11 protein-coding genes are annotated in these 11466 nt (G+C 67.1%); 2 read left to right on the forward strand and 9 right to left on the reverse strand.

Annotated elements, in window-relative coordinates:
- Positions 1–5 precede the first annotated feature (5 nt).
- Positions 6–1685, reverse strand: coding sequence for a peptide ABC transporter substrate-binding protein (locus ABD53_RS04600; protein WP_152670576.1), 1680 nt, complete (start codon positions 1683–1685; stop codon positions 6–8).
- 92 nt (positions 1686–1777) lie between these two features.
- On the opposite strand from ABD53_RS04600, the gene ABD53_RS04605 reads away from it, so the two are divergent.
- Positions 1778–2347, forward strand: a complete 570-nt coding sequence (locus tag ABD53_RS04605) for a GNAT family N-acetyltransferase (RefSeq protein WP_047864580.1) — start codon at positions 1778–1780, stop codon at positions 2345–2347.
- A gap of 22 nt (positions 2348–2369) precedes the next feature.
- Here the strand turns inward: ABD53_RS04605 and ABD53_RS04610 are convergent, their stop codons facing one another.
- From ABD53_RS04610 to ABD53_RS04620, 3 genes are read right to left on the reverse strand one after another with little or no spacing between them, the layout of a single operon-like run.
- Positions 2370–3386 carry a bactofilin family protein gene (locus ABD53_RS04610; protein WP_152670577.1) on the reverse strand — a complete coding sequence of 339 codons (1017 nt, stop codon included), beginning with the start codon at positions 3384–3386 and terminating at the stop codon, positions 2370–2372.
- Positions 3365–3949, reverse strand: a complete 585-nt coding sequence (locus tag ABD53_RS04615) for an anti-sigma factor (protein WP_047864582.1) — start codon at positions 3947–3949, stop codon at positions 3365–3367. The genes ABD53_RS04610 and ABD53_RS04615 overlap by 22 nt, the downstream gene beginning before the upstream one ends.
- Positions 3946–4611 (reverse strand): RNA polymerase sigma factor, encoded by a 666-nt coding sequence (locus ABD53_RS04620; protein ID WP_047864583.1) that lies wholly within the window; start codon positions 4609–4611, stop codon positions 3946–3948. The genes ABD53_RS04615 and ABD53_RS04620 overlap by 4 nt, the downstream gene beginning before the upstream one ends.
- A gap of 189 nt (positions 4612–4800) precedes the next feature.
- Here ABD53_RS04620 and ABD53_RS04625 point away from each other — a divergent pair, with 189 nt between their 5' ends.
- Positions 4801–5763, forward strand: coding sequence for a lysylphosphatidylglycerol synthase domain-containing protein (locus ABD53_RS04625; protein ID WP_160309627.1), 963 nt, complete (start codon positions 4801–4803; stop codon positions 5761–5763).
- Positions 5764–5821: 58 nt separating this feature from the next.
- On the opposite strand, the gene ABD53_RS04630 is transcribed toward ABD53_RS04625, so the two are convergent.
- The 5 genes from ABD53_RS04630 to ABD53_RS04650 form a co-directional block, all read right to left on the reverse strand.
- Positions 5822–6553, reverse strand: a complete 732-nt coding sequence (locus tag ABD53_RS04630; RefSeq protein ID WP_047864585.1) for a Crp/Fnr family transcriptional regulator — start codon at positions 6551–6553, stop codon at positions 5822–5824.
- 193 nt (positions 6554–6746) lie between these two features.
- Positions 6747–7286 (reverse strand): hypothetical protein, encoded by a 540-nt coding sequence (locus tag ABD53_RS04635; protein ID WP_152670578.1) that lies wholly within the window; start codon positions 7284–7286, stop codon positions 6747–6749.
- Positions 7287–7537: 251 nt separating this feature from the next.
- Complete coding sequence (locus ABD53_RS04640; protein ID WP_235401340.1) at positions 7538–8221, reverse strand: zinc metallopeptidase; 684 nt, start codon at positions 8219–8221, stop codon at positions 7538–7540.
- 342 nt (positions 8222–8563) lie between these two features.
- Positions 8564–10492, reverse strand: a complete 1929-nt coding sequence (gene acs, locus ABD53_RS04645) for an acetate--CoA ligase (protein ID WP_047864587.1) — start codon at positions 10490–10492, stop codon at positions 8564–8566.
- A gap of 268 nt (positions 10493–10760) precedes the next feature.
- Positions 10761–11369 (reverse strand): hypothetical protein, encoded by a 609-nt coding sequence (locus ABD53_RS04650; protein ID WP_047864588.1) that lies wholly within the window; start codon positions 11367–11369, stop codon positions 10761–10763.
- Positions 11370–11466 lie beyond the last annotated feature (97 nt).

An 11466-nucleotide genomic window follows, 5' to 3' on the forward strand; every position in this document is an offset into this window, starting at 1 on the left:
CCCCACTACCTTTGTACCTTGACGTGACGGTAGTCCACGGGCACCCCGTAGGGCGAGACGGCGTAGCCCTGCACGGCGGGGTTTATCAGGTAGGAATCGCCGGGGTAGAAGACCGGCGCGACGAGGGCTTTCTCTCGCACCAGGATGCGCTCCGCTCGGGCGAGTAGCCGGGCCCGGCGTCCGGGGTCGGGCTCCCGCCGGGCCTCTGCTATTAGCTCCTCGTAGCGCGGCCCTATCGGGCGCAAGCCTTCGAGGGGGGAGCCGGAGCTTCTGGGGTCCAGGTAGCTTGCCGGGTCGTCGTAGTAGGCGGTCTCGCGGGAGGCCAGGATCTGGTACTCTCCGGCCTCCTGACGCTCCAGGAGGACGTCCGGGGGCACTATCCGTACCTCCACCCTGGCCCCGAGGCGCTCCTCCAGCTGCTCCTGGAGAAGGGCAGCGGCCTCGCGGTCCTCCTCCTCGTGGCTGGTCAGGATGGTCAGCGTCGGCTCCCGGCCGAGCTCCCGCACGCCCCGCTCCCAGTACCGGCGGGCCCCGGCCGTGCCCACGGCGGGGACGGCGTCCCCCGCCCTCTCCCGGAAGGTCTCTTCCTCGTCGCCCTCCCCGCCGGAGGACATGGCGTACGGCACGTAGCCGTATGCGGGCACGGAGCCGTCGCCTAGAGCGGCCTCCACGAACGAGTCCCGGTCGAACCCGGACCGTACCGCCTTGCGGAGGCTCAGGTTGCCCAGCGCGGCATCCTGGTCGTTCAGGTACAGGGAGAACGTGGCGAAGTCCGTGTGCTGCTCGAAGCCCTCCTCCGTCTCGTGCCGCGGCACCTGTCTGGGGCCCAGGATCGCGACGTCTAGCTCGCCGGACTCGTACTTGCCGAGTCCGGCGCCGGGGGCCGTCCGGGCGTCCACGATCCGGGTCCCCACGCTACCGGAGTCCCAGTAGCCCTCGCGCTTCTCCAGCCGTACCCCCCGCTCCGGGTCGAACCCGGTCATCTCGTACGGCCCGTTGTACAGGAGGCTCTCGGTGGACTCGCCGAACTCCTCGCCCCACGGGGCCACGAAACCCTCCTTTAGCGGCAGGTAGACAGGGAGGGTCGTGAGGTCCAGGAAAAACGGCGTCGGGCTCCGGAGCGTGACCTCCAGGGTACGCTCGCCGGTGGCCTTTACGCCGACGTCCTCGCGCCCGGCATCCCCGGCGGCGAACTCCGCCCCGCCCCGGATGAAGTCCGTCAGGAGGTACGCGTTCTCGCTGTCCGTCTCGGGGTCCATCGCCCGCAGCCAGGCGTACTCGAAGTCCCGGGCGGTGACGGGCTCGCCGTTGGACCACCGGACGCCCTCGCGCAGGGTGAAGGTGTAGCGGAGCCGGTCGTCGCCGACCTCCACGCTCTCCGCCATACCGGGCACGGGCTCCCCACTCTCGTCCCGCCGGTACAGCCCCTCTCCGACGTTACCGAGCACGGCGAGCGCGCTCTCCGAGCTGGCGGCGGGGTCCAGGCTAGAGATACCGCCCTGGAGCTGGTCGTTGAACTCGTCGTTACCGGGCCCGGAGACCTCGGCCTCGGGCTCCCCGGACAGCAGGCCGCAACCGGCGGGCAAGAGCAGCGCCGCCGCCAGCACCAGCGGCGCCAGTATCGCCGTTAGCCTGGGCGGCCCGCCTCCCCCGCCCGGTTCTCCGGATCTTGCCTCGCAACGCACCCGGGCAGTCTACCGCGAAGGCGACTTACACGGTATCTTGCCCGGATGCTCGATCTCGGCTGCGTTAGAGACTCTATCCGCCAGGAGGGATAATGCAAACACCGATCCTAAAAGACTTCCCGGACGAGCTCGAGACAGATCGGCTCATCATAAGGTCCCCCATGCCCGGCGACGGCGAGGAGAAACGCCGGGCCGTCTCCGAGTCGCTGCCGAGCCTTGGCCCGTGGCTCCACTGGGCGCGACGAGAGCCGGGGCCGGAACAGGCCGAGGAGGAGGTCCGGCGGGCGAGGGTAGCCTTTGTGGAACGCACCGACCTCCAGATGCTGCTGTTTCACCGGCAGAGCGGCGAGCTCGTCGGGGGCAGCGGCCTGCACCGCATCGAGTGGGAGATCCCGAAGTTCGAGATCGGGTACTGGTGCCGCGGCCGATTCGAGGGCCGGGGCTACATCACCGAGGCGGTGCGCGGCATAGCCGGGTTCGCCGCGGCGTACCTGGACGCGAGACGGCTGGAGATCCGCTGCGACGCCCGAAACCTCCGCAGCGCCCGCGTAGCCGAGAGCGCGGGCTTCGAGCTGGAGGCCCGGCTAAGAGACGCCGGCCTCACACCGGACGGGAGCATCGGGGAGATCCTGATCTACTCCCGCTTCCCCCGTTCTCCCTGATCCCCGGCGTGGCTCCGGCAGGCTACCTCGCGGACACGCCGGACGCACCGGCCACGCCGGAGCCCCATCCGCCACCGCCCATCAGGCGCTCCAGGGTGGCGGCAATGGCCGCGCCCGTCCCGAGCAGGGCGAGCAGGAAGAGTGCGACCGGGCCGACCACGGGCACAAGGTACAGCACCGAGATCGCGAACGCCCCGACCGCGGAGGCCAGGGCCTCGCCGCCCCGGTGACTGCCCGTGACAAGGAGCAGCCCGCGCCCGGCGGAGTACGCCGACACCAGAGCCCCGAAGACGATCAGCGCCAGATAGGCCGGCACCGAGAGCAACAGCAGCGGGGCCCCAACCAGGGTCACGGCGAGCAGCCCCGACAGCAGGGCCACCGCCGGCAGCGAGGCCACGCCGAGCAGCGCCGAGCGTCCGGGGTAGCGTTTCAGGCTCCGGGCCGAGGCCGTGAGCGGGCGGCGGGCCAGCACCGAGAGCAGCATGGCGGCGGCGCAGAACCCCAGCGTGGTCAGCAGCCAGAGGGTGATGTTGGCGAAGGCCTCGCTGCCACTCACCACGGGAGAGCCCCCCGACATCATGCCGTATCGCCTCTCGCCCTCCACCACGGCGGCCGCGCTTATGTCGGCGTTGCCGTTGCCGAGAGAGAGGTCCTCCCCGACGCGCGCCTGGGGCCCGAGTCGTACGGCGCCGTGGCCCACGTCCACCGAGCCCTTTACGGGCGCGTTCACGTACACGTTGCCGAACCCCGTCTGCACGTCCCCCTCGACCGGTCCCCTTACTACCACGTCTCCAAAGGCGCACCGGACGTCACCGTAGACATAGCCTTCTACATAGACGTCGCCGAAGACGGTGTGGGCCTCGGTGGGTACGGCGCCGCGCGGAACCTCGATATCCCCCATCATGGTGCTCTCGAGAGCCAGGGCCGGGCGGGCGGAGACCAGAGAGAGCGCGGCGGCCGCTAACAGCCCCAGAAACATGGTCCAGGTGTTGAGAGAGTTGGGGAGCCGGGCCGCGCTCATGCCCCTCGCGGTCGCCACCACCGGGCGACCGCGAGGAGCGTCACCGCTATGAGGGCGTCCGCGAGGGTGCCCACGATCAGGGCCACGAGCACGGTCCCTCCGGAGACGGCGAATATTATCCCGGTGGCGTCCGAAAGGCCGGAGGTAAGACCCCAGCAGGCGGCCATGAGATCGTTGAGGAAGGTGATCGGCCCCACCGAGCGCAGGGAGAGCGAGAAGAGCGCCGCCGCGAGCAGCGCCGCCGCCCCCACGCCCCAGACGGCCCGCGTGGCGGCGGAACGGGTGGGTATCGCCATCGCCACCGAGGATGCGGTCCCCGGACGCCGCTCACCCGGCCGCCGGCCGGACGCGCTACCGGCCCTCCCGGAGCCTTTCTCGCCATCCTTGCCGGACCCCGAGAGGGCGGCCGTAAGGCTATTCTCACGACGGTACGCCTCCCGGCACCCCGCGCAGACCCGCAGGTGGGAGATCACCTCGCGCTCGTGAGCGGGCTCCAGAGAGCCTTCGCAGAGGTCGAAGATCTCCTCCGCGTTGCGGCACCGGGAGCCGCTACCCTCGCTCCCCGACTTGGGCGGGCTCAAGACTCCGCCTCGACGGCGGCCGGACCGTCATTTCTCTCGTTTCTCTCGTTTCTCTCGTCGTCCAGGGAGTCCCCGATGACCCGGGCCAGCATCTGGCGGGCCCGGAAGAGCCGGCTCTTGATGGCCGGGATGGATATCTCCATTACCTCCGAGATCTCGGCGTAGCTCATCTCCTCGTTGTAGCGGAGGATCATGGGCACCCCGTAGGTCTGTGGCAGGGAGGATATGGCTTCTTGCAGGGTCCGGGAGCGGTCGGCTTCGACCGCGGCGGTTTCGGGGCCGCCCGTAACGTGGGCGTGTATCTCGGGGTTGAACTCGACCTGATCCCGGCGGCGGCGCAGGGTATCCACGCCGAGGTTGTTGGCTATGGCGAGCAGCCAGGTCTTGAACCGGTACTCCGGGTTGAAGGTGTCCAACTTGTCGTAGGCCTTGAGGAAGGTCTCCTGCACCAGGTCGTCCACCGCCGCCTCTCTGCCGGCGTAGGTGTACAGCACGTGCCCCACCAGCCGCTCGTACCGGCTCACCAGCTCCTCGTAGGAGCGCAGGTCACCGGCGAGCGTCCTCGCGGCCAACTCGTTATCCTCCAGCCCTTCGCGGCGCACCGAGAGGCGCTTGAGACGCTCCCGCCAACCACCGAGGGCCACCGTAGACGTATATTCCATGCTGCCCCAAGTATACGCTCCCGGGCAACTGAGGTTTCTAACTGAGGTTTCTAAAGCTCCCAAACACTTTCAAACACATTCCAGAGCCGCCCGGTAAGCGCCGGCTTTCCAAGCCCCAGGTTATACTCTCGCGGATCATGCGCCACGCTCCTCTCTTCTCCGACGCTTCTGGCCCCGGTCTCTCTCCACGTGCCAGAAGGTAGGCGCTTCGCGGCGGCCTTTAAGTGGACGCGGCCGTACCTGGGACCGTTTCTGGTGGTCCTCGTGGCGGTATTCGTGGGGCTTGCGCTGTACGGTAGCTGGAGCGAGGTCCGCGGCTACGATTGGCGCTTCAACCCGGCCTACCTCGCGTTGTCCGGGGTCCTGATCGGGCTCTACTACCTGCAGCAGTGGGGTGGCTGGAGGCTGGTGATGCGCTCCTTCGGGGACCCGCTGGATCGGGCGGATTCCATGCACATCTGGTACTCGACCATTCTGGGGCGGTATGTTCCGGGCAGCGTCGCGATGGTGGCCGGCCGAATTAGCCTGTGCCGGAGGCGGGGCATACCGGCCTCCACGACCTTCGCGAGCATCGTGTACGAGAACGCCCTGATCCTGATCACGGCCCTCCTCATTACCGTCGTCTGCGTCCCCTTCTGGCCCGCCTTCCGCCACACGGAGTACACGCTGTTCCTGGCCGCGCTCGTCCCGGTCTGTCTGGCACTCTTGCACCCGGCCGTTTTCGGGCGGCTGGCCAACCGGCTACTCCTCAAGCTGGGCCGGCCCCGGCTGGAGGCGACGCTCTCGTACGGGCGGGTGCTCGCCCTCATCCCCTACTACCTGATGGGCTGGGCCCTGCTCGGCCTCGGGTTCGCGGCGCTGGCCGCCTCCGTGGCCCGGGTCGGTGCCGGGGATCTCGCACTGCTCGTCGGGGGTTACGCTTTCGCCTGGGAGGTAGGCTTCCTCTCGGTCGTGGTCCCGAGCGGCATAGGCGTGAAGGAGGGTATGCTGACCGCGATCTCGGCCCTGGCGTTTCCGCTCCCGGTGGCCGTCGCCCTGGCCGCGCTCTCCAGGCTGTGGCAGACGCTGGCGGAGCTAACGGCGGCGGGCCTGGCCTGGGCCTTTGCCAGACGCAGAGCCCGCAAGGCCAACCCGCGTGGTAGGCCAAAGTAGAGGGTTTTACAGGAGTTAGCCCGGCACACCGGCACGAGCTAGACCCTGTAACCCCTGGTTAGAGCCTGGCCTGCCCGTCTATGGAGAGCCCGGAGGGTCCGTTGGAGTAGTCCACGAGAGCGTCCCGGTCGCGGATGACTATCTTGTGGCTCTGCACCTCGATGTAGCCCTCGCGCTGGAGCTCGCTCATCACCTTCGACACCGCCTCCCGGGTGGAGGCGATCATATTCGCGAGATCCTGATGGGTAAGCCGGACGTCGAGCAGGGTCCCGGAGCCGTTGTTCTGCTCGCCGAAACGGTCGGAGAGGTTCAGGAGCAGCGTGGCGAGCCTGGTGGACACCTCGCGGTGCAAAAGGCTCTCTATAACCTCGTCCGACTGGCGCAGGCGCTCCGACAGCGACGAGAATAGCTTCATGGCGAAATCCGGCTGGCGCTTGAGCACCATCTCCAGCGCGGACTTCTGCACGCTGGCCACCTCCACCTCGGTCACCGCCTCGGCGAACACGTCCTGCCAGCGGCCCTCGACCATGCTCAACTTGCCAAAGATGCCATCTCCCTTGAGCAGGGCGGTCGTGGCCTCCTTGTAGTCGCCGTACATCTTGTACAGCCGGATCGTGCCCGAGAGCAGGAAGTAAAGCTGATCGTCGGGGTCTCCGGGCGTAAAGATGGTGTCCTTGGGCTTGAAACGCCTCTCTACCACACGGACGCCGGCGCTCTCGAAATCCGTTATATCGAAGCCGTTTGGGGCGCTGGTGGCGGCAAAACCCCCGGTGTCGTGCCTGGTGAGCATTAAGCAGTTCACCTTTCTTGCTCGGTTCCCCTACGATGCCGCCGCTCACGGTAGAGCATGGCGGATCTCTCTGATGTGGGTGCATTATACCCGAATGGGCATACATCAAGACATGCCCGGCCGATTATCTTGTGAAGCGCGCTACCAACCCTCCGGCAAGGGCTCCTCTACGGCAGGGGGTTGTGGCGGGAGATCAGGCCGCGCTGCGATTCCACAGGAGCTCTACGCCCTCGCGCTTGGCGAAAAACAGCAGATCGTCGCGCAGGCTCCCGATGTCCCGGTCGTACACGGAGAGCAGACAGAACCCGCTGTGCCGGTAGGCCCACACGAACGGCGCGGGGTCCCCGATCACGCGGCTCGTGGTCGAGAGGTTCCAGGCGTCCACCAACTCTATCTGGGAGCCCGCGAGGTCCAGCACGACCCGCCATCCCTCGTCCGTGGGTACCTCGAAGTAACCGGGCAGGCTGCCGGAGCCGAGCATCGTCTGCGCAAGATCCCGGGCAAAGGCCCGCTTGTGCTCCTCCACTCCCCAGAGATACTCCGCGTCGTCAACCCGGCGGGCGGCCTCCGGCGTGTAGACCCTGTCCCGGACCACCGGCATCCCTTCCGGCGGGTAGAACCCGATAAACGGAACCGGCGACCGCCACAGGTGCTGCACCACCCCGAGCGTCACGTTCCGCCGGGCTTCGGGGCTGCCAGCCGTCTCTGCGTACCGTACGTTACTGAGGCGCATGTGTCGGGGTTCCCAGGGGCTCGGCTCTCCGACCCCCCGGACCTTCCTCCGGCGCTTGGTTATCTTCCCTATACCTTCCACAACAGGGGCATTTTAGCATCAGAATCCGCGTTCAATTCCGTGATACTGGCCGCTAAAACCGCTAAAAAACGGGCGGGACGCGTGAGCGCCCCGCCCGGGAGGATTTATCCGTTTGTCGCCGGAGCCGTCCGGCGAAGCCTCACACTATTGGTGAGACGTTGGCGAGACGCCTACTGGCGGGAGGCCAGCAGGAGCCACACCAGCATTAGCAGCGAGGTCAGCGCGGCCGCGATGTAGGTAAAGGCCGCCGCCGAGAGCACCCGCTTGGTGCCGCCGGCCTCCTTGCGCGAGAGAAAGCCGTAGCTCGTGAGCTGCCCGTAGGCCCGGGTCGAGGCGTTGATCTCGACCGGCAGCGTCACCACGTGGAACAGCAGCACCCCGGCGAAGACCAGCGCCGCGATCTCGATGAAGAACGGCGAGATCAGGACGCCCATGAACAGCAGCGGCATGAAGAGCTGCTGCGAGAAGTTGGCCACCGGCACCAGCCCGGAGCGCAGCTTCATCGGCAGGTACCCGGATGAGTCCTGTACGGCGTGACCGACCTCATGTGCCGCGACACTCACCCCGGCGATGGAGGGCTTGTTGAAGTTGTCCTCCGAGAGCCGGACCACCTTCGAGCGGGGGTCATAGTGGTCGGTTAGCTGGCCCGCGACCGGCTCCACCTTTACGTCGGTCAGCCCGTTGCGGTCCAGGATACTCCGCGCCACCTGCGCGCCGGTCATACCCGAGGCGCTCATCTCCTGTGAGTGCTTGGAGTAGGACCGCTTGACCCACATGCTCGCGAGCCCGGAGATAACGAGCCCGGCGATCATTACCATTATATAGCCGAAACCTATGCCGCCTAGAAAATCCAAACCGCCTCCTCCGTGAGACTTTGCAAAGCTACTTTTGAAACCTTTCTGGCTAGACACATTCTACTATAGGCTCCTACGACCGGAGCCCGAAAAAGTTCCCGAGAAGTCCCAAAAGTAACCATTCTCACCCCGGGCGAAGTGGCTGGAAACGCCCGGCAATCTACGAAACACGAGAGCGTGAAGAGGGTCCGCGAACGCGGGATTAGAGACCAGCGTCTCCCACGTCTACGGCGCGCCCGGCCCCTCCCCAGTCACGGGCCGCGGTGAAGCGGCGTCGAGCCGGGAGAGGGGCCGGGACTTACTTTATTCTTGCTTGCCTTCGTCTACCTTTGCGTTACCGCGTTACCGCTTGACCTCCTCCTGCAGGGAGTCCACGACGCTCGGGTCGGCGAGGGTAGAGGTGTCGCCGAGGTCGGAGTCGCCTTCGGCGACGCCGCGCAGGATGCGGCGCATGATCTTGCCCGAACGGGTCTTCGGCAGGTCCTCGGTGAAGACGATGCGCTCGGGCTTTGCGATGGGCCCGATCTGGGTTCTCACATGGTTGGAGAGCTCGGTGCCGAGGTCGTCGCCATCCTCGTATCCGGCCTTGAGGGTGACGTAGGCGAAGATCGCCTGTCCCTTGTCCTCGTCGTTCTTGCCGACCACCGCCGACTCGGCGACGGCCTCGTGGCTCACGAGCGCGCTCTCGACCTCCATCGTGGAGATGCGGTGCCCGCTGACGTTCATCACGTCGTCCACGCGGCCGGTAATGGTGAAGTGGCCGTCCTCGTCGCGCTTCGCGCCGTCGCCGGCGAAGTACATGTCCCCGTAGGTTGACCAGTAGGTGTCACGGTACCGCTCGGGGTCCTTGTACAGGGTGCGGAGCATGCCGGGCCACGGGTGGGTGATGACCAGGTTGCCCGAGCCCGCGCCCTCGACGCGGTTGCCCTCGTCGTCGTAGAGGTCGGCGAAGATGCCGGGGAACGGGTACGAGGCCGCGCCGGGCTTCACGTTGGTAATTCCGGGTAGCGGCGTGATCATGATCCCGCCCGTCTCCGTCTGCCACCAGGTGTCCACTACCGGGCAGCGCCCGCCGCCGACGTTCTCCCAGTACCACTCCCAGGCGGCCGGGTTTATGGGCTCGCCGACCGTGCCGAGCAGTCGCAGGCTTGAGAGGTCGTGCTTCTCGAGCTCGGCGGTGCCCTGCTTCATGAAGGCCCGGATCGCCGTCGGCGCGGTGTACAGGATATTTACACTGTGACGCTCTATCACGTCCCACCAGCGGTCCGCTTCGGGGTAGGTCGGCGTGCCCTCGAACATCACGCTCGTCGCGCCGTTGGAGAGCGGACCGTACACGAGGTAGGAGTGTCCGGTGACCCAGCCAACGTCGGCGGTGCACCAGTACACGTCGTCGTCCTTGAGGTCCATGACCCACTGCATCGTGGCCCGGAGCTGGGTGAGGTAGCCGCCGGTGGTGTGGACGATGCCCTTGGGCTTGCCGGTCGAGCCCGAGGAGTACAGGACGTACAGCATGTCCTCGGAGTCCATCTTTTCGGCCGGGCACTCGGCGTCGGCGTCCCGTACGAGCTCGTCCCAGTAGTGGTCGCGGCCGTCCTGCATCTCCACGCTCTCGCCGCTGCGGCGCACTACGACCACGTTCTCCACGCTCGGCGTGTCCGCGAGGGCCTCGTCGGCGTTCTGCTTTAGCGGGCTAACCTTGCCCCCGCGGGGAGCCGTGTCCGCGGTGACGATCACCTTCGCCTCGGCGTCGTTGACCCGGTCGCGCAGGGCGCCCGCGCTGAAGGCGCTAAAGACGACCGAGTGGGGCGCGCCGATCCTGGCGCAGGCTAGCATGGTTATGGCGATCTCGGGGATCATGGGCAGATACACGGCGACCCGGTCGCCCTTCTGTACGCCGAGCGACTTGAGGACGTTTGCGAACTTCTCGACCTCTTCCTTTAGCTCGGTGTAGGTAAAGCTCTTGCCCTGTCCGGGCTCGTCGGCCTCCCACACGAGGGCGGGCTTGTCGCCCCGGCCCTGCTCGATCTGGTAATCCAGGCAGTTGTAGGCGACGTTCAGCTTGCCCCCGATGAACCACTTGGCCTCCGGCGGGTCCCAGTTCAGCACCTGATCGAAGTCCTCGAACCAGTGGAGCTCCCTGGCCCATCCGGCCCAGAAACCCTCGTAGTCCCGAGCGGCCTCCTCGTAAACCTCGGGGTCCGTGACGTTTGCCTGCGAGACGAACTCCCGCGGCGGGCCGTACCCGTTGCCCGCGGCCTGATCCTGGCTCATGGCTCTCCTCTCTTTCCCTTGAAATACTTCCCCGACCCCGCTGTACCCGCGCCGCGTAACGTCTCTAACTTCTCCCCCGCGACGCTGCGGGCGGCCATCAGGGACCATCGTAAGACCGGCGGCCACGGCGGGTTCCCCTGTACCGCCAGCCGCCCGGCTGAACGCTCCCAAAGATAGCTCTTTTCCCCCACGCGGGTCAAGCATTCGGCCACCCGGATATTCGTGGCTCTCCGGGGCTCTTCGGATATCTTCGGAGCTCTTCGGCGATCTACCCGCCGGAGAGACGGTCCAGGCGCTTCTGGAACTTCTGTACCGAACGCGGGTCCTCGCGTCCGAGAACCTCGACGGCGCTGCGGCAGATCCTCTCCGCCTCGTTCGTCCAGCCCCGGTACTCGTACAGGGTGGCGAGCCGCTCGTAGCAGAAGGTGCCGGAGTGGCCCTCCTCTACGGCGGCGCGGCAGTGATGCTCGAAGAGGGCTAGCTCCTCCTCCCGGCGGCGGCTCTGGAAGTGGGTCTGGGCCAGCGAGACGTGGGCCAGGGCCCGGTCGCCGCCGGTCTTTGCAAGCTCCAGGGCGGCCCGGCCGGCGCGGACGGCGAACTCCGCATCCCCGGCGAACCCGGCCTGCGCGCCGGTCGTCGCCAGCAAGCCGGACGGGGTGTCCGAAGGGTTGCCCCGGGCGTAGGCTTCCAGCAGCCTCGTCACCGCCTCCTCGTCCTCGGGGTCCGGCGGGAGGTCCAGGGCCGCGTGGCGCGAGAACCGCTCCCGGTCATCCCGGGGCAAGGAGATCAGATAAAGCGCGAGATCCCCCCATCCTCCACCACGCGGGCCATCCGGCTTACCGCCCTCGTCGCTCTCACCCCTCTTATCGCTTTCCAAGTTCATCCTCCCGGCTCGTCTGCTTTTACACCGTCCGGCATGATTACGCCTGATTCTAGCGGAGCCCGAGGCTAAAAATCGGGGCTGAGAAGTTGGC

It is taken from the genome of Rubrobacter aplysinae (genome assembly GCF_001029505.1).
Lineage (GTDB): Bacteria > Actinomycetota > Rubrobacteria > Rubrobacterales > Rubrobacteraceae > Rubrobacter_A > Rubrobacter_A aplysinae.

Bases quoted from the DNA above. Each gene is read 5' to 3' on its own strand.
- ABD53_RS04605 (WP_047864580.1), top strand. From the start codon at position 1,778: ATGCAAACACCGATCCTAAAAGACTTCCCGGACGAGCTCGAGACAGAT.
- ABD53_RS04620 (WP_047864583.1), bottom strand. From the start codon at position 4,611: ATGGAATATACGTCTACGGTGGCCCTCGGTGGTTGGCGGGAGCGTCTC.
- ABD53_RS04630 (WP_047864585.1), bottom strand. From the start codon at position 6,553: ATGCTCACCAGGCACGACACCGGGGGTTTTGCCGCCACCAGCGCCCCA.
- ABD53_RS04635 (WP_152670578.1), bottom strand. From the start codon at position 7,286: ATGCGCCTCAGTAACGTACGGTACGCAGAGACGGCTGGCAGCCCCGAA.
- acs (WP_047864587.1), bottom strand. From the start codon at position 10,492: ATGAGCCAGGATCAGGCCGCGGGCAACGGGTACGGCCCGCCGCGGGAG.